Annotated in this window: 15 protein-coding genes; 6 read left to right on the top strand and 9 right to left on the bottom strand. The window is 64.8% G+C overall.

The genetic code is table 11. The annotated features are described in order from the left end of the window. Positions 1–5: 5 nt before the first annotated feature. Positions 6–1,136, bottom strand: a complete 1,131-nt coding sequence (locus tag IPF49_06465) for an alanine--glyoxylate aminotransferase family protein (GenBank protein MBK6287273.1) — start codon at positions 1,134–1,136, stop codon at positions 6–8. Between the two features lie 293 nt (positions 1,137–1,429). Between IPF49_06465 and IPF49_06470 the strand changes: the two genes are divergently transcribed. Further along, positions 1,430–2,593, top strand: coding sequence for an HDOD domain-containing protein (locus tag IPF49_06470; protein MBK6287274.1), 1,164 nt, complete (start codon positions 1,430–1,432; stop codon positions 2,591–2,593). A gap of 66 nt (positions 2,594–2,659) precedes the next feature. On the opposite strand, the gene IPF49_06475 is transcribed toward IPF49_06470, so the two are convergent. Continuing rightward, positions 2,660–2,941 (bottom strand): peptidylprolyl isomerase, encoded by a 282-nt coding sequence (locus tag IPF49_06475; GenBank protein ID MBK6287275.1) that lies wholly within the window; start codon positions 2,939–2,941, stop codon positions 2,660–2,662. A 142-nt stretch (positions 2,942–3,083) separates the two neighbouring features. Between IPF49_06475 and IPF49_06480 the strand changes: the two genes are divergently transcribed. Further along, positions 3,084–3,959, top strand: coding sequence for an acyltransferase (locus IPF49_06480; protein MBK6287276.1), 876 nt, complete (start codon positions 3,084–3,086; stop codon positions 3,957–3,959). Between the two features lie 27 nt (positions 3,960–3,986). Here the strand turns inward: IPF49_06480 and IPF49_06485 are convergent, their stop codons facing one another. Together IPF49_06485 and IPF49_06490 are read right to left on the bottom strand one after the other, a co-directional pair. Continuing rightward, on the bottom strand, positions 3,987–6,107 hold the full coding sequence (locus IPF49_06485; GenBank protein ID MBK6287277.1) for a HAMP domain-containing histidine kinase: 2,121 nt from the start codon (positions 6,105–6,107) through the stop codon (positions 3,987–3,989). Between the two features lie 4 nt (positions 6,108–6,111). Further along, positions 6,112–6,813: a response regulator transcription factor gene (locus tag IPF49_06490; protein MBK6287278.1), complete on the bottom strand. Its 702-nt coding sequence runs from the start codon at positions 6,811–6,813 to the stop codon at positions 6,112–6,114. Positions 6,814–6,974: 161 nt separating this feature from the next. On the opposite strand from IPF49_06490, the gene IPF49_06495 reads away from it, so the two are divergent. Genes IPF49_06495 through IPF49_06505 form a run of 3 tightly spaced genes read left to right on the top strand, consistent with a single transcriptional unit; the run spans position 6,975 to position 9,303 of the window. After that, a complete protein-coding gene (locus IPF49_06495) occupies positions 6,975–7,523 on the top strand; it encodes a PspA/IM30 family protein (GenBank protein ID MBK6287279.1) in 549 nt (182 codons plus the stop codon). After that, complete coding sequence (locus IPF49_06500; GenBank protein ID MBK6287280.1) at positions 7,520–8,074, top strand: hypothetical protein; 555 nt, start codon at positions 7,520–7,522, stop codon at positions 8,072–8,074. Before IPF49_06495 ends, IPF49_06500 begins: the two co-directional genes overlap by 4 nt. A 20-nt stretch (positions 8,075–8,094) precedes the next feature. Then, the gene (locus IPF49_06505) at positions 8,095–9,303 is read left to right on the top strand and encodes a VWA domain-containing protein (GenBank protein ID MBK6287281.1); all 1,209 of its coding nucleotides are present in this window, start codon (positions 8,095–8,097) and stop codon (positions 9,301–9,303) included. A gap of 33 nt (positions 9,304–9,336) precedes the next feature. Here the strand turns inward: IPF49_06505 and IPF49_06510 are convergent, their stop codons facing one another. Together IPF49_06510 and nhaD are read right to left on the bottom strand one after the other, a co-directional pair. Further along, positions 9,337–10,341: a cysteine synthase A gene (locus IPF49_06510; protein MBK6287282.1), complete on the bottom strand. Its 1,005-nt coding sequence runs from the start codon at positions 10,339–10,341 to the stop codon at positions 9,337–9,339. A gap of 95 nt (positions 10,342–10,436) precedes the next feature. Then, a complete protein-coding gene (gene nhaD / locus IPF49_06515) occupies positions 10,437–11,822 on the bottom strand; it encodes a sodium:proton antiporter NhaD (GenBank protein MBK6287283.1) in 1,386 nt (461 codons plus the stop codon). Positions 11,823–12,179: 357 nt separating this feature from the next. Between nhaD and IPF49_06520 the strand changes: the two genes are divergently transcribed. Further along, positions 12,180–13,883, top strand: coding sequence for a hypothetical protein (locus tag IPF49_06520; GenBank protein MBK6287284.1), 1,704 nt, complete (start codon positions 12,180–12,182; stop codon positions 13,881–13,883). Between the two features lie 27 nt (positions 13,884–13,910). On the opposite strand, the gene IPF49_06525 is transcribed toward IPF49_06520, so the two are convergent. The 3 genes from IPF49_06525 to IPF49_06535 all read right to left on the bottom strand — a co-directional run bounded on the left by IPF49_06525 (position 13,911) and on the right by IPF49_06535 (position 16,736). Continuing rightward, a complete protein-coding gene (locus IPF49_06525; GenBank protein ID MBK6287285.1) occupies positions 13,911–15,350 on the bottom strand; it encodes a wax ester/triacylglycerol synthase family O-acyltransferase in 1,440 nt (479 codons plus the stop codon). Next, positions 15,350–16,186, bottom strand: a complete 837-nt coding sequence (locus IPF49_06530) for an SDR family NAD(P)-dependent oxidoreductase (protein MBK6287286.1) — start codon at positions 16,184–16,186, stop codon at positions 15,350–15,352. The genes IPF49_06525 and IPF49_06530 overlap by 1 nt, the downstream gene beginning before the upstream one ends. Before the next feature lie 181 nt (positions 16,187–16,367). Then, complete coding sequence (locus IPF49_06535) at positions 16,368–16,736, bottom strand: hydrolase (GenBank protein ID MBK6287287.1); 369 nt, start codon at positions 16,734–16,736, stop codon at positions 16,368–16,370. Positions 16,737–16,792 lie beyond the last annotated feature (56 nt).

The raw sequence follows: 16,792 nt of genomic DNA on the forward strand, positions 1-16,792 counted from the left end.
GCCTCTCAGCCCTGCACCTGCTCCAGCGCCGCCGCGAGGGTGGCGAGCGTGCGCTCCACGTGATGCAGCTTGTCGAGGCCGAACAGGCCGAGCCTGAAGGTCCGGAAATCCGCCGGCTCGTCGCATTGCAGCGGCACGCCGGCAGCGATCTGCAGGCCCGCCGCGGCAAAGGCGCTGCCGTTATGCATCCCTGCGTCCCCGGTATAGCTCACGACCACTCCGGGCGCCTCGAAGCCGGGCGCCGCGACGCTGCGGATGCCGCGCTCGCCGAGCAGCGCACGCACCCGGTCGCCGAGTTCCTGCTGCTCCTCGCGCAGCTTGTCGAAGCCGTAGACCTGCATCTCCAGCATCACGTCGCGCAGCTTGCGCAGGCCGTCGGTGGGCATCGTCGCGTGATAGGCATGCGCGCCGTTCTCGTAGGCTTCCATGATCTGCAGCCACTTGCGCAGATCGCAGGCGAAGCTGCTGCTGGTGGTTGCCTCGATCCGCTCGCGCGCGGTCTTGCCGAGCATCACCAGGCCGCAGCACGGTGATGCACTCCAGCCCTTCTGCGGCGCACTGATCAGCACATCCACGCCGCAGCGCTGCATATCGACCCAGATCGCACCGGAAGCGATGCAGTCGAGCACGAACAGGCCACCGTACGCATGTACCGCAGCGGCCACCGCACGCAGATAGCTTTGCGGCAACATCATGCCCGAGGCGGTTTCGACGTGTGGCGCGAACACCAGGTCGGGGCGTTCGGTCGCGATACGCGCCACCACTTCCTCGATGGCGGGAGGCGCGAACGGCGCCTCTGCTTCTTCGCCGGTGCGGCGCGCTTTCAGCACCACCGAGGAAGCCGGTATCGAGCCCATCTCGAAAATCTGCGTCCAGCGGTAGCTGAACCAGCCGGTGCGGATCACCAGCGTTTTTTTCGCGCCGGCAAACTGGCGCGCGACCGCTTCCATGGCAAAGGTACCGCTGCCCGGAACCACGATCGCGCTGTGTGCGTTGTAGACCTGCTTCAGGATCCCCGAGACATCGTTCATCACCTTCTGGAAGGTGCCGGACATATGGTTGAGCGCACGATCGGTGTAGACCACCGAGAACTCGAGCAGGCCATCGGGATCGATATCGGGCAGCAGACCGGGCATGGTGTCCTCGCAGGGGCGCAACAGGGCAAAGGCGAAGTCTCGATGATTCATTTGCGGCTGACAAGCCGGAATGCCGGGCTCGCACCCGTCTGTGCGACATCGATCATGGCCATCACCGCGCGCATTCCGTCTGCGGCGAAGCCCGTGGCAGCTGCCCGGTCACGCGAATCGGGGCGAAATTCCCCCCGCTGAATTTGCTCTCGCCCGGCACCTCGCCTACGCTTCTTTATATTCAGGCTGCGGGAAATCGACATGCCCTCCTTCTCGTCGCCACATCGGAGAAGCCACAGACCATGATGCTCATGATTGCCGTTGCCGGTGTGGGCCTGCTGGTTGCCATCATCGGGGTAGCGCTTTACCAGCGGCCCGCGAGCAAGCCCGCGCGCCCTGCTTCCCCACCGCCGCGCCCCACCCGCGCCGTTGCCGTCGATACCGGCGCGCTCGAACGCCAGCCCCCGCCTCCAGCAAAGGACGAGGCCCCGAGCGCCCCGCTCGAGATGCCGCCGGCATTGGCCGACTTCATGCTGATCGGCGAAGCGGATATCAGCCTGGAGATGCAGGCACAACTGCAGGCCTCGCTGAACAACATCTCGCTGCCGCACCGTTCGCTGCGCGACCTGATGTCACCCGAGTTCCTCGAAAGCGGTGCCTCGAAAAAACTGAGCGAGCTGATCCTGCGCGAACCGATGCTCGCGGCCAGGTTGCTGGCGCGCGTCAATTCCTCGTTCTACGGCCTGCAGTCGGCGATCGTGAGCGTACCGCACGCGATCACCTTTCTCGGCATCAGCGCAGTGCGCAACCTGTCCCTGCGGTTCATGGCCGAGGATTCGTTCAAGGCCGAAACCCCGGAGATGCAGGCCCTGTTCGCCAATGTCTGGGATGCCGGCATGATTGCGAGCGAACTGTGCGTATTGTTGGCGCAAAAACTCGGCTGGAAGGAAACCGCCACCTCCTCCACCCAGACCGTGCTCTCGTTTCTCGGCTGTATCGCAACCATGACGCTGCTGGCGAAGGAATCCGCCACCAGGGCGTGGCGCTCCGGGCTGCTGGTCCAGACCGAGATCGAGCAGGAGGAACTCGGTCTCAACTCGATGATCGTCGGCGGCGTGCTGATGCGTCTGTGGGGCTTGCCGCAGAGCATCATCGACGATGTGAACGCGACCCAGCGCATCCTCGTCACGCCGGTCCAGGAGATCCAGAGAAGCGATCGTGCACGGCTCGCCCTGTGTTACCTGAGCTCGCGCGTCGGACAGCGCATCGCGCTTGGCGCCATACACGAGGCGCGCGACATCAACCTCGGCGCATCGACGGAAGCAGAGGATTATCATCTGCACGGTTATCTCGGCCTGCCCGAGCTGGCGCGTATCCACGAGCACCTCGCGGCACCCGATATCGGGCTGGCGATTGCACGGATGATCAGCAGCGTGAATCCTGCCGATGCGCCCGCGTCGGCCTGAATTGCTCCCGCGATCGCCGCGCCCAACAACGCCCCGAACCGGCTAGGGGCGTGAAGCGTAGCGGGATCAGCCGCTGCGGCTGGTCACTTCCAGCAGGTGGTAGCCAAACTGGGTCTTGACCGGACCCTGCACCGCATTCAGCTCCGCGCTGAATACCACCTCGTCGAACTCCCTGACCATCATTCCGGGTCCGAACTCGCCGAGTTCACCGCCCTCCTTGCCGGAGGGACAGGAGGAAAACTGCTTCGCGAGATCCGCAAAATCGGCGCCCTGCCCGATCTGTTCCTTGAGTGAAAGACACTGCTGTTCCGAATCCACCAGAATATGGCGGGCACTGGCCTTGACCATGCGATAAACTCCTTGATGACTTAAGAGGCGAATGGTAACGCGAACGCAACGCAATTTGTCGACAGCGAAGGGCGCAGCGAGTGCAATAATCGGTTGATGCACACGCCGATGACCCTGCAGTTCGGGATGGTGGGTGACACAGGTGAGCATTTTCGACAAGAGCGATCGCCCCTTTGATGCCGAGGGTATGGAGCGCCATATCGCGCGTGCGCTGACCGTGAAAGCGCCCTCCGGGCTCGTCGAGAATGCCTGGTACCAGGCCATTCGGCGGGTATTCGACCCACAACTCGTGGCCGCCGGGAATATCCCCGCGCGCCCTTGTCTTTTTGTCGGTAATCACGCGCTGTTCGCACTCGACGGCATGGTGCTCACGCCGGTGATGCTGCACCGCCAGGGTCGTTTTCTGCGCGCACTGGGTGATCGCTTCCTGTGGAATTCCCTGACCGAGAACCGCCTGCTCGCACAGGGTGCGGTGATTGGCGATCCCGCGGTATGCAGTGCGTTGATGGAACACGATTGTGATCTGCTGGCGTTTCCGGGCGGCGCTCACGAAGCGACCAAGACGGCGAGTCGCCAATACACCCTGCAATGGAAGGAGCGCTACGGCTTCGTGCGGCAGGCCGCGCTGCACGGCTATACGATCATGCCGTTTGCAATGGTCGGGCCGGACGAGTTCTACGATCACCTGATCGAAGGCGAGGACCTGCCCGACACTGCAGTCGGTAAATTTCTGCAGCGCATCGGCGTGCTCGGCGAGCATACCCGTTCGGACATGCTGCCGCCGATACCGATCGGTGCGCTCGGCTCGTTGTTTCCCAAGCCCCAACGCTGTTACATCCAGTTCGGGCAGCCGCTGGATCTCGGTCGTTACACCGGCAGGAAACTCACGCTCAAACGCCAGCAACTGATCCGCGCCGCGGTAGCGCTGCAGATCGAGACCATGCTCGGCGAGCTGCTGGAGCGGCGCGAGCGGGAAAAAGAGCGCGATGGATTGCTGCGTCGGCTGCTGACCCGCTGACGCTCGCAACCCGAGCGGCGGGGCGCTTCAGTCGGCGGCTGCAACCGGGAAGCAAACCCGGAATTCCGCTCCGGGCTCCCGGTTGAGGGCAGCGACCGTTCCATCCATCGCACGCACCAGTTGCCACACGATCGCGAGACCGATACCGGTCCCCGCGGTCTCGCGCCGCAGTTCGGATCCGGCGCGGTAAAAGAGGTCGAAGATCCTGCGGATCTGGTCCCCTGGTATGCCGGGGCCGTAATCACGCACGGTGAAACTGACGCGGCGCTCGCCGCTTTCCCGGCAGCCGATCTCGATGATCTTTTGCGGTGCGTCGTGCGCGAACTTGAGCGCGTTATCGACCAGGTTGAGGATGATCTGGGTGAAGCAGTCATCGTCGATGTCGAGCACCAGGCTTTCCGCGCCCGGCTCACGCCGGATCCGCAACTCGAACCCGGCGCGCTCTGCCAGGTTGCCGATTTTCGACTCGACCAGGCTCATCAGTTCGCCGACGCCACACGGTTTGCGCTGGTACTGCGGTTCGTTGCGGCTTATGCGGGCAAGCTGGAGAATGTTCGAGATCAGCCGCGTCAGGCGCTCGGCCTCGTCGTGTATGTACTCGTAGTACTGTTGACGCCGGTCCGGCGTGACCCAGCCTTCCCGGAGCATTTCACCGTACATGCGGATCGAGGTGAGCGGTGTCTTCAGTTCATGGCTCACTGCCGCGACAAAATCCTGCTGTTGCCGGGCGAGCTGGATCTGACTGTTGGCCAGACGATAGAGCGCCACGAAACCACCGCAAAAAACCAGCGCGATCACCACCGTTATCCAGCCCAGCACACCGGCGCCCGGACCCGATGGCAGGCGCTTGATCGTGTAGATCAGCTCCAGCGCATCGAACGGGGCCGAGAGCCGGTTGCGGTAGAGCAGCGTGCCCTGCAGCGGCTCGCCGCGCGGCGCTTCAGCCTCGCGCGCACCCCCGATCAGGCTGAGCACATCGTCGCGGTAGCCGACCACGAGATCCGACATGCCCGCCAGCAGGGTGGGGCGAAACTGCGCCTCGATCGCGCCGGCGAGAAACCGCGCCGGATCGAGCAGCAGCCCCTGGATGAATCGTTCATCCTCGCGCCACACCTTGCGAAACAGCACCAGGTGCCCGCTGTCGAGCAAGCTGAATTCCCAGGGATCGATCTCGCCGGCAAAGGTACGGATACGCAGCCGCGCGGCACCTGCCGGCACGGCCTCGTTCAGCGCCGGCGATTGCGCCGGCATCGACTGCTCCGGGCGCCGCGCTGTGTTGCTCGGCGCGCGCTGCTGCATTCCCATGGCCTCGTCGCTCGCCGACTCGCGCTCCAGGCGCTCGCTCTTCTTCTCCAGCGTGCGGTCGAGATCGAGATCCGCGAGCTTGCCGTAAACATTTGGCGCGCGGCGAGCGGCATCGGTTTCGGCATCCGCCGCGTTGCCGCCCAGCTGGTCGAAAACCTGCTGACTGTAGCGTGACTCCGGTATTGCGGAAGGCTGCGGCGCAGCGATGGCGGCGGAGTACCCGATGTCCTTGTCCTGCCTGGCACGTGGCGTGGACCCGGCCAGAGCCACACTGGCATCGGCGGATCCGGGCGCCGCGGGAGCAGCGCCGGGATCAGCCGCCACCACCGGGTGGGTACGCGCATCGCGCGCCCGAATCAGGCGGTTGTCGGCGAGCACGGCCTGGATTGTCAGCGCGAGTGCCCGGCGTTCGCCCAACTCGCGCGCCCCGATGCCAAGCGTCTCGGGCGCCTGGTCGTCCGCCGGCAGCAAGGGCGTGCTGAACCTGCCCTCGGCATCGACCTGGAAGTAACCGAGCAGGCCGGGAAAGTCCTGCGCCACCGGAAAGCGCGCCAGGGGCGAGCGTTGCGGCACATTACCCCCGGCATCGCCGCTGACCGTGAGAAACGCATAATCGGCAAAGCCGTGGGCCTCCACCGCCGCGATCCGCTCGATCATCGCCGCATCGATTCGATCGCTCAACTCCTCGGCCAGCACCCGGTACTGGTGGAACGCCTCCCACTTGAGTTGGCCGTAGGCTTGCCAGATCAGCGCGCCGGTGGGCAGCGCAAGCGCCAGGAAAAACAGCAGCAACAGCCACTTCAGGCGTGCGGAATCGAGCTTGCGGCCGACAGCACCCGGCATCGGCTCAGTCCCCGACGTCGAGCCGGTATCCCGCACCGCGCACGGTCACGAGATTGCGCGGCTGCCTGGGGTCGGCTTCGATCTTGCGCCGCAGCTTTGCGATATGGATATCGACCGTGCGCGTTTCGATATCGAGATTGCGCGCGTAGCCCCAGACTTTCGCCAGCAGTTCCTCGCGCGCCACCGGACGCCCCGGGTTCGCTGCCAGGTAATTGAGGATATCGATCTCGCGCCGCGTGAACACCAGCGGACCCTTGCTGCCATGGCCGCTCAGGTTTTCGGTATCGATGGTGATTCCGCCCAATTGCAGCGTGCGCGCCTGCTCCTGCCCGATCCGCGTGCGACGCAGCACCGCCTCGATGCGCAATACCAGTTGCTGGATGGAAAACGGCTTGCCGACGTAATCGTCGGCGCCGAGCCTGAGGCCCTCGATGATCTCCTGGTCCGAGGTGCGCGCGGTCAGCATGATGATCGGCAGCTGGCGGTCGTGCTCGCGCACGCTGTTGCAGATCGTGTAACCGTCCATGCCCGGCAGCATGATATCGAGCAACAGCAGGTCGAACTTGCCGCTCAGGGCTTTCCCGAGTCCGGCCGGCCCGCTCGCCGCGCTCTCGACCTGGTAGCCGTGATAGACCAGCACATCGACCAGGCCGGCGCGGATGGCCTCCTCGTCTTCGACAACCAGTATGCGTATCTGTCTGTTCATAGGAGGCGCAGGCTACCACCTGGCGGCGCCGCGCGAGCCCCCGCAAGGTAAAGTTTTTGTAAAACCGGGGGCCGATGTTTTACCGATCCGTGCCTGTGACCCGCGCGATTGCCTGCCTACGATGAACTCACCACATCGGGCAGCGCAACAGGAGCACACCCATGGCACTGGTCAATCGGATCGCACGGCTTTTCAAGGCCGATCTGCATGCCATTCTCGATCGCATCGAGGAACCGGCACAACTTCTCAAACAGGCCGTCCGCGACATGGAGGAGGCGCTGGCCGGCAGCGAGCAGCGTCTAGAGGCGATGGCGCGGGAGCAGGAAGCGCTGCTGGCACGAAGGGCCGCGATCGAACGCGAGCTGAGCGGGCTGGAGCAGGAGCTCGACCTGTGCTTTGCCGCGCACAAGGAGGAACTGGCGCGTGGCGTGGTCCGGCGCAAGCTCGAAAGCCAGCGCCTGCTGCAACACCTCGAGGCCCGCCACGACGCCAACGAGCGGCAACTGGCGGAGCTGCGCGCCAGGCAGCTGCGTAACCGCGCCGCGCTCGAGACAATGCAGCAGAAAGCCGCGATCTTCAGCACGTACGCACCCGCCAACGGTGACCCCGTGTTCGACGACTACGGCGGCAGTGGGCGCACCCTGGCGCTCGCCGACGAGGAGATCGAAGTCGCGTTCCTGCGCGAGCAGCAGGCAAGGAGAACCCCATGAAACAGCCCGGCTTTCCCGAAGGCGTGTTCGTGGCCGCCGCACTGGCAATCATTGCCTCCGTATGCACCACGGTGTTCGCGCCCCTGATCGGTTTCCCGGCGACCGCCCGCCTGCTGGTTCCGGTATTGGCGCTGGGCTACCTGTTGTTCCTGTTCAGCCGCAACCGCAAGCGCAGCGGGCAACTTGTCATGCTCGCGACATGGGGACTCATGGCCCTGCTCGCCTGGTGGCTGACACCACCGCTGCCGCTGTACCTGGTGATTCACGCCGGCGCCCTGTGGCTGGTGCGCTCGCTCCACTTCCACCCCGGACTGCTGCCCGCGCTGCTCGACATGGCACTCGTGGCGTTCGGCGTCATCGCGCTCTCCGCGGTGCTGTCACGCACCGGCAGCGTGTTGCTCGGCTGCTGGTGCTTCTTCCTGGTGCAGGCACTGTTCGTCGCGATTCCGCGCACGCCCGGTGCCGACTCGGCAAGCGTGCCGCCCGATGACGGGTTTCAGCGCGCCCACATGGCGGCGCAAGCCGCGCTCTCTCGATTGATCGGACAATGAACCTCAGCAAGGAGAAAGTCATGAACTACAAAGTCGCAGGAAAATTATTCGGGCTGGCGCTGTTTTCGCTGACCCTGGCCGCGATCGTGTACTACCCGGCGCTCGATGCCGCCGTGATCCGCCAGCCACCGCCACGGATCGAGCCCGTGCCGCACGCCAATCGGCAACCGGTGGTCGATGTGGTGTTCGTGCTCGACACCACCGGCAGCATGGCGGGCCTGATCGAGACCGCCAGGGAAAAAATCTGGTCGATCGCCACCACGATGGCCGCCGCGCAACCCACGCCCGCGATCCGCATCGGGCTGGTGGGTTTTCGCGATCGCGGCGATGCCTATATCACCAAGCGCGTCGAACTGTCCGGCGATCTCGATTCGGTGTATGCCGCGCTGATGGATTTCGCGGCCGACGGCGGCGGCGATGGCCCGGAGAGCGTCAACGCGGCACTCGACGAGGCGGTACGGCGGATGTCGTGGAGCCAGGCGGGCAATGCCTACAAGGTGATTTTCCTGGTTGGCGACGCACCGCCGCACATGGACTACCAGGACGAGGCGCAGTACCCGGAGATTCTCGTTGCGGCCGCGCAAAAAGGCATCGTCGTCAACACCATCCAGTGTGGCGACAGCGTCGCGACCGTGCAGCCGTGGACGCAGATCGCGAGTCTCGGCCACGGCGCATTCCTGCAGGTCGAGCAGGCCGGCGGCGCGGTTGCGATCAGCACCCCGTATGACGCGCAGATCGCCACGCTGTCGGCCCGGCTCGACGCGACGCGGCTCTACTACGGCAGCACCGAGGACAAGGCGAAGATGTCGGCGAAGATCGCCGCCACCGAGAAGCTGCACGATGGCGCCTCGGTGGCATCACGCGCGCGGCGCGGCGCCTTCAACGCCGCACCCGCCGGCAAGAGCAACTTCCTCGGCGACAAGGAACTGGTCAGTGCGGTGGCCGAAGGCAGCCTGAAGCTCGAGGAACTCGAGCATGATGCGTTGCCGGAAGCGCTGAAGCCGATGGCCCCCGCCGCGCAGCAAGCCTACATCGGGGAACTCGCAAGTGAGCGTCGGCAACTCGAGGGCGAGGTGCGCGATCTGGCCGCAGCGCGCAGCGAATTTCTCAGGAAGAAAGTCGAGCAGGCGGGAGGCGCAAAGGACTCGCTCGATCAGAAACTTTATGACACCGTCAGCCGCCAGGCGGCCGAAGCCGGGCTGGTATACACCGACGGTCCGGATTACTAGGAATCGGCAACGGGCCGGCCCGCAATCCGCGGGTCAGGCCGCCACCCACTCAGGGTATGGCAGTTTTTTCTTCCACAGGAACTCCGCGTTGAACAGCTTGCTGCGGTAGCGTGTTCCCGAGTCGCACAGGATCGTGACGATGGTGTGACCGGGGCCGAGCTCGCGCGCCAGCGCCACCGCACCGGCGATATTGATCCCCGAGGAACCGCCCACGCACACGCCCTCGTCTTTCAGCAGGCTGAAAATATACGGCAGCGCGTCGTCGTCGCTGACCTGGCAGCAGAAATCCGGCACCAGCCCCTCGAGGTTGCCCGGCACGAAACTGACGCCGATACCCTCGGCGATCGACTCGCCGCTGCTCACCAGCTCACCATGACGGAAGTGATTGAACAATGCCGAGCCCAGCGGATCGGCCAGACCGATCCTGACGTCGGGATGGTGTTCGCGCAGTGCCTGCGCCACACCCGACAGCGTACCCCCGGTGCCGACTGCGCAGATGAAACCGTCGATCTCGCCCCCGGTCTGGTCCCAGATTTCCTGACCGGTGGTGTCATGATGAATCCGGCGGTTTGCCGGGTTGTCGAACTGGCGTGCCCAGATCGCGCCGTTCCGCTCGCGCGCGCTGCGGCCCGCCGCCACCTCGCGCGCGGTGTGGATGTAGTGCTGGCTGCTGGTGTGGGGAACCGAAGGCACCAGGATCAGCTCGGCGCCGAGCATTTCCAGCTGATCGATCTTTTCCTTGCTGGCGCTTTGCGGCATCACGATCACGCTCTGATAGCCCAGCGCATTCGCAACCAGGGTCAGGCCGATACCGGTATTGCCCGCGGTTCCCTCCACGATTACCCCGCCCGGACGCAATTCGCCGCGCGCCTCGGCATCGCGGATGATGCCGAGCGCGGTACGGTCCTTGACCGAACCACCCGGATTCATGAACTCCGCCTTGCCGTAGATTTCGCAGCCGGTCAGCTCGGACACCCGGCGAAGATGAATGAGTGGCGTATTGCCGATGATGTCGGGAAGTCGCGTCTGTTTTGGCATGGGATCCTCGCGCAAATCAGTGAGTCAGACTCGGAAAACACCCGCCACCTGCAGCGTCCATTCGATGTGCGCCCCGCCCGGGTACCGGGCGTGCATCAGTGCGCTGCCGGCTGCTGCTGCTGAAGCGGCGGTGCTTCGCAGCAGCCCGGCGGCATCACTCCCGCGTAGTCGCCGTTTACCAGCATGTGAACCCAGATACTCAGGCCGAAGCCCAGCGCAACCGCCGGCGTCCACTTCAGGTGCCCGAAGAAAGTGTACCGGCCGCGCGCCTGCCCCATCAACGCAACACCGGCGGCCGAACCGATCGACAGCAGGCTGCCACCGACCCCGGCGGTGAGCGTGACCAGCAGCCACTGCTGCACATCCATCTGCGGATTCATCTGCAGCACCGCGACCATTACCGGGATGTTGTCGATGACCGCCGACATCAGCCCGACCAGGATGTTTGCCACGGTCGGGCCCAACTCCACGAACAGGTAGCTGCTCAGCTGATCCAGGTAACCGATGAAGCCGAGCCCGCCCACGCACATGATCACGCCAAAAAAGAAAAACAGCGTGTCCCACTCCGCGCGCGCCACCTCGCGAAAGCTGTCGAAGGCACCGATATCGCCGGCCTCGCCATAGCCCGCGCTATCGGTGGGGCTTGCGATGTGCGTGCGGCGCAGGTAATAGCCGAAAAATTTCAGATAGGCGAGGCCCGTCATCATGCCAAGAAACGGCGGCAGGTGCAGGAAGTTGTGAAAACACACCGCCGTGGTGATGGTCAGGAAGAACAGCGCGATGACACGCCGCGCACCGCGCTTCATGACCACGACCTCGTCACTGACCTCGGGGCGCTCCTTGCCGAGCGCGAGCGACATCAGCATCGCGGGCACCAGGTAATTCACCAGTGAGGGCAGCAGCAGCGCAAAGAAGCTCCAGAAATCGACCAGTCCCTTTTGCCAGACCATCAGCGTGGTGATATCACCGAACGGACTGAACGCGCCGCCGGCATTTGCCGCGACCACGATATTGATGCACGACAGCGCCACGAAACGCTCGTTGTTCTTGCCCACGGCCATCACCACCGCGCACATCACCAACGCGGTGGTGAGGTTGTCGATCACGGGCGACAGGAAAAAACTCGTGATGCCGGTGATCCAGAACAGCTGGCGATAGGTGTAATGGCGGTTCACCAGCCAGGTGCGCAGGCTGTCGAATACATTGCGCTCGCTCATGGCGTTCACGTAGGTCATCGCCGCGAGCAGGAACAGAAACAGCTCGGCAAACTCCACCAGGAAATGACGCACTGCGGTCTCGGCCTCGTGCGGCATGCCCCGCTGCGCGTACTCGAAGGCGATGATGGCCCAGATCATGCCGGCACCGAGCATCACGGGTTTCGATTTGCGCAGGTGGGTGAATTCCTCGCCGATCACGGCGACGTAGGCCAGGACAAAAGTGGCCAGCGCCGCAATTCCCACCCAGCTCGTGGTCAGGTCCATGCTCTCTCCTCGTTTCGCTGTCGTTGTAGCCGATGAAAAGCGCAGTACGCAACGCCAGCACGGGTTTCCACGGATCGGCCTGAAGCCCGGGTAGCGATGCCATTACCAGGGCCAACCCGCGGTCAAGCGAGGCATTATCCCGCTTTTTGGCGCTCAGCAGGACGGGAAAAAGTCGCCCTGTGCCTGTCCTCCATCTGCCATCGGAATGCGACCGGTGTCTCATCCCGGACCTCGATGCCCTCGCGATGCGTCCACCGCGGGTGATCGCTGGACTATAGTTGGATCGAATCTACTGCCCGTGCTTGCATCGCCTCTGCGGTGCACCCGCGAGCAGCGCACGCGTCGAGGAAACACGCCATGCCAGCAACAGCCTCCGAACAACTGTTCCTCGAGCTGATCAATTCGGCGCGGCTCGATCCACTCGGCAACGCCGCACGCTATATCAGCGATTACGCACCCCTGACGTCGGGCAATTCCGATATCCAGTCGGCACTGAATTATTTCGGTGTGAACGGCAGTCTCCTGCTGCAGCAGTTTTCCGCGCTGGTGCCGGTGCAGCCACTGGCCTTCAACGATGCCCTCGCGGCGGCGGCGCGGGCGCACAACGTCGCGATGATCAACGCCGACACGCAGTCGCACCAGCTGCCCGGTGAGGCATCGTTCGGGGCGCGCCTGCAGGCGCAGGGATACAGCTACAGCTCTGCCGGGGAGAACGTGTACGCCTACGCGGACAGCGAGTTGTACGGCCACGCGGGCTTCATGGTCGACTGGGGCGGCAGCGCCGCCAGCGGTGGCATGCAGTCCCCGGCCGGTCATCGCCAGAACATCATGAGCGCGAGCTTTCGCGAGATCGGCGTCGGCGTCACGCTCGAGAACAGCGGCGCCACGAGTGTCGGTCCGATGGTGGTCACCCAGGACCTCGGCGTGCGCCAGAACTCGAACAGCTTCAGCCTGGTGCTAGGCGTCAGCTACAACGATGCCGACGACAACGCGTTCTACTCGGTCGGGGAAGGCGTGGCGGGGCTGAATGTCGCGCTCGGCGCCACCAGCACCACCACCAGCGCCGGTGGCGGCTATACCCTGGAGCTCAACGCAACCGGGCTGCAGACGCTGCGCTTCAGCGGTGGCGAGCTTTCTTCCGCGGTCGATGTGAGCCTCAACCTGGTGAACGGGAAGAACTACAAGATCGACGTGATCGATGCGCACACCTTGCAGACATCGGTTTCCGCCACGGTCTCCGGCCCGATCAGCGTGATCAACGCGCTCGGGCTGAGCGGTTTGTCATTGACCGCCACCAGCGGCAGCCAGACGATCAACGGCAGCGCGGGCAACGACACCCTGAATGGCGGTGCGGGCAACGACACCCTGTTCGGCGGCGCCGGCAATGACAGCCTGCGCGGCGGCAGCGGCAGCGATACCCTGCACGGTGGCAACGGCAACGACACCTACGTGGTGACACGAGGCGACACCCTGATCGAAGCCGGAGCTGCGGGAATCGACACCGTGCGCAGCGCGGTCAGCTGGAAACTCGGCGCCAATCTCGAACACCTGAGCCTGGTCGGTGCGAACGCAGTGAACGCAACCGGCAATGCCGCGGCCAATCACCTCACCGGCAACAATGCCGCCAATGTGCTGAACGGTTACGCCGGCGCGGATTCATTGCGTGGTCTCGCAGGCAACGATGTGCTGAATGGCGCGCTGGGAAATGACACCCTCAGCGGTGGTGGCGGCGAGGACACCTTCGTATTCGCCCACGCGCTCTCGCCAGCCAATGTCGACACCATCAGGGATTTCAGCAGCAGCATCGACCGCATCCGTCTCGATGACGATGTGTTCAGCGCATTGACCGCGGGCACGGCGCTGAGTGCCGAGCAGTTCCACTCGGGCGCGGGCGCCACCGCGGCCCACGATGCGAGCGACCGTATCGTCTACGACACCGCATCGGGCGCGCTCTATTACGATGCCGACGGGATCGACGGGGCCGCTGCCATCAGGTTTGCGATCCTCGGCACGGCCTCGCATCCCGCGCTGGCGGCCAGCGATTTCGTGGTGGTCGGCTGAGCACGGTGGCGCGCTCGAGGCGCGACCTCAGCCCGCTCGCGTCCTGAGGAGTGCCCGCTTTTTCAGCGCGCGGATCTCGCACCGGAAGCCGTCCGCGATCGACTCGATATCGGGCACCATGCGCTTGCAGCCCATCGCACCCAGGCACAGCCGGCCCGCGCTGCTCATGACCGTGAGATTCAGCCCGGAGTTGAGCTGCACCGGACCGAATGGATAGAGGCGCAGCACCCGCGCGCCGGCACAATAGAGCGGTTTTTGCGGGCCCGGCAGGTTCGAGATCACCAGGTTCCACAACGGTGGCAGTTGCTCGCCGAGGTGACTGCGCGAGTACAGCTCGATCACCTGGGTGAGCAGCCACGGCACCGTGATGCTGGTCAGCAGATCGGTGGCCTGGCGAAACACATCGCCCTTGCCGTGGCCGTGACGCTCCTTCGCGCGAGCGGTCTGCGCATGGATCGCGAGCAGGCGCTGCACCGGATCGGCGTCCTGCAGCGCAAGCTCGGCGAAAATCATCGACACCCGGTTGCCGGCATCGTCAGCGCCGGCAGCGGCACTGCGCACGGTCACCGGCACGCTGGCGATCAACGCTCGTTCCGGCAAGCCCCCGTGCCCGAGCAACCAGTCGCGCAGCGCACCGCCGCAGGCCGCGAGCACCACGTCATTGACGGTCGTGCCGAACGCATTCCTGATCGCTTTCACGTCGGCGAATGCCACGTCCGCCATCGCCACGCTGCGCTGGCGCGACAGCGCGCCGTTGAACGGCGTCGGCGGCGCCTCGAACAGGCCGGCTGAGTGCGCACCGGCATCCAGCTGCAGCCCCGGCTCGCCGCTGCCCGCATCCCTGCTGCGCAGCAAGGTGGCGCCGATATCGGCAAGCGCACGCCATGCGCTGAATGGTTTGGCCGCGAGCGCGCGCGAGGTATCCAATGCGAACCATGCCAGCGAGGGCGGCTGGTCGGGCGTCCACTCGCGCTCCGGCACCACACGGCGATGTCCGCGCGGCGCGAGATCGAGCAGGGTATTCATCATCGCCACCAGCCGCCCGCCGTCCATCGCCGCATGATGCACTTTCACCACCAGCGCGACATTGCCGTCACTCAAACCCTCCACCAGGTGCATCTCCCACAGCGGCAGCGAGCGATCGAGCAGGCGCCCCGCCACTTCGCCGACGAATTCGGCGAGCTCGCGTCGGCCACCGGGCGCGGGAAGGGCCGCGCGGTGCAGGTGGTTGTCGAGCGAAAAATCGGGATCCTCCAGCCAGTGCGGATCGCCGAGGCGCAGCGGACCCTCGACCAGGCGACGGCGAAACGGCGCGACCAGGTGAATGCGCTTCCCGATATCGCGGCGCAAGCCGGCGAAGAGCGAACGCGCCGGTCGTTCGAGGATCAGCACGCCCATGGTGTGCATCGGCATCTCGGGAGTCTCGGCGTAGAGCATCCCGGCATCGAGGCTGGATACGCGCTGCATCAGCGTGGCTTCAGTGCCAGGCGCAGCAGCGCATCGAGTGCGCGCTGTGGCAGTCGGTTGAGCACGACCCGCTGCGGATCGGGCTTCACCGAATAGGCGATCCGCGGGCACGTCGCGCTGAGCGCCGTGTGCACCACCTGCGCCAGCACCTCCGGCGGGTGCGCCTTGGCCTGCTCCTTGATCGTCGCCTGCCCGATATTGCCGAGCAGGTCCCCGAAGTATTTCGAGGCCTGCGCGGCGCGCGCGAAATTCCGCTCGATGCTGCTGACCATCGCGGTACGAAAAGGACCCGGCTGGATCTTGATCACCGGCACCCCGAGAAACATCAATTCACGGCGCAGCGCATCGGAATAGGCCTCTATCGCGTGCTTGCTCATCGCGTAGATGCCATTGAACGGCATCGCGCTCTGCCAACCGGTTTCGGAACTGATGTTGACGATGCGCCCCTTGCGCGCCAGCAACAACGGGAACAGGGCATGGTTGACCCGCACCGTACCCATCACGTTGACGTCGAGCACATGGCGAATCGTTTCGGGATCGACCTCGATCACCGAGCCGACCTCGAGTATGCCGGCAAAATTGACGATGCCATCCAGGCCCTCGCACGAGCGCGCCACCTGCGCCACTGCCGCGTCCACGCTCGCCTGTGCAGTGACGTCGAGCACCAGCGTGGTGATGTTTTCCTCGCCGCCCAGTTCGCGCAACGCAGCCTCGGCGAAATCGGCCGCGAACACCTGCCAGTTGCGCGCGGCAAGATAACGCGCCGTCGCACCGCCCAAGCCACCGCCGGCGCCGGTAATGAATACGCTGCGCCTGGAATCCGGACCGCGGGACATCGTTCAACTCCTGATTGGAACGCCTGCAGGCAATGCTACGCGCCCGGGAGCCCGGCGATCATTGCCATACATCATCAAATCGGCGAATAACCATGCAGCGGCGTTGCCCACCTGTGCCTTGAACCGGCAGGCACAGGACAGTCCTCGCGATCGCGATCAGCCTCGCCGCCACCATCCGCAGTCATCGTTCGTAATCCCAGATACCGTCATTGTCCAGATCGCGGTCGATGCCGCCGGCATCGTGGTCCCATATGCCGTCGTTGTCGAGATCCCGGTCGATGCCACCGGCATCGTGATCCCAGGTGCCGTCGTTGTCGCGGTCACGGTCGATGCCGCCCATATCGGCATCCCACACGCCATCGTTGTCGAGATCACGGTCTGTTCCACCCACGTCCGCGTCCCACACCCCGTCATTGTCTCGGTCGCGATCGATGCCACCGCGGTCGGCATCCCACACGCCATCGTTGTCGCGGTCGCGATCGATGCCCTGCGCCTGCGCTGTCGCGAGCCAAAACAAAGCCATCAGCGCGAATACCGTCCTCACGCCCATGCCCTGCTCCCCCTCTTCCCGTGCTTTGAATTCGCCTGCAACAGGCACATTGCCGG

The sequence above is a fragment of the Gammaproteobacteria bacterium genome (assembly GCA_016705365.1).
GTDB lineage: Bacteria > Pseudomonadota > Gammaproteobacteria > Pseudomonadales > UBA5518 > UBA5518.

Excerpts from the sequence above, each read along its gene's own strand:
- IPF49_06465 (MBK6287273.1), bottom strand. The coding sequence starts at position 1,136 with ATGCCCGGTCTGCTGCCCGATATCGATCCCGATGGCCTGCTCGAGTTC.
- IPF49_06470 (MBK6287274.1), top strand. The coding sequence starts at position 1,430 with ATGATGCTCATGATTGCCGTTGCCGGTGTGGGCCTGCTGGTTGCCATC.
- IPF49_06475 (MBK6287275.1), bottom strand. The coding sequence starts at position 2,941 with ATGGTCAAGGCCAGTGCCCGCCATATTCTGGTGGATTCGGAACAGCAG.
- IPF49_06485 (MBK6287277.1), bottom strand. The coding sequence starts at position 6,107 with ATGCCGGGTGCTGTCGGCCGCAAGCTCGATTCCGCACGCCTGAAGTGG.
- IPF49_06490 (MBK6287278.1), bottom strand. The coding sequence starts at position 6,813 with ATGAACAGACAGATACGCATACTGGTTGTCGAAGACGAGGAGGCCATC.
- IPF49_06495 (MBK6287279.1), top strand. The coding sequence starts at position 6,975 with ATGGCACTGGTCAATCGGATCGCACGGCTTTTCAAGGCCGATCTGCAT.
- IPF49_06500 (MBK6287280.1), top strand. The coding sequence starts at position 7,520 with ATGAAACAGCCCGGCTTTCCCGAAGGCGTGTTCGTGGCCGCCGCACTG.
- IPF49_06505 (MBK6287281.1), top strand. The coding sequence starts at position 8,095 with ATGAACTACAAAGTCGCAGGAAAATTATTCGGGCTGGCGCTGTTTTCG.
- IPF49_06510 (MBK6287282.1), bottom strand. The coding sequence starts at position 10,341 with ATGCCAAAACAGACGCGACTTCCCGACATCATCGGCAATACGCCACTC.
- nhaD (MBK6287283.1), bottom strand. The coding sequence starts at position 11,822 with ATGGACCTGACCACGAGCTGGGTGGGAATTGCGGCGCTGGCCACTTTT.
- IPF49_06520 (MBK6287284.1), top strand. The coding sequence starts at position 12,180 with ATGCCAGCAACAGCCTCCGAACAACTGTTCCTCGAGCTGATCAATTCG.
- IPF49_06525 (MBK6287285.1), bottom strand. The coding sequence starts at position 15,350 with ATGCAGCGCGTATCCAGCCTCGATGCCGGGATGCTCTACGCCGAGACT.
- IPF49_06530 (MBK6287286.1), bottom strand. The coding sequence starts at position 16,186 with ATGTCCCGCGGTCCGGATTCCAGGCGCAGCGTATTCATTACCGGCGCC.
- IPF49_06535 (MBK6287287.1), bottom strand. The coding sequence starts at position 16,736 with ATGGGCGTGAGGACGGTATTCGCGCTGATGGCTTTGTTTTGGCTCGCG.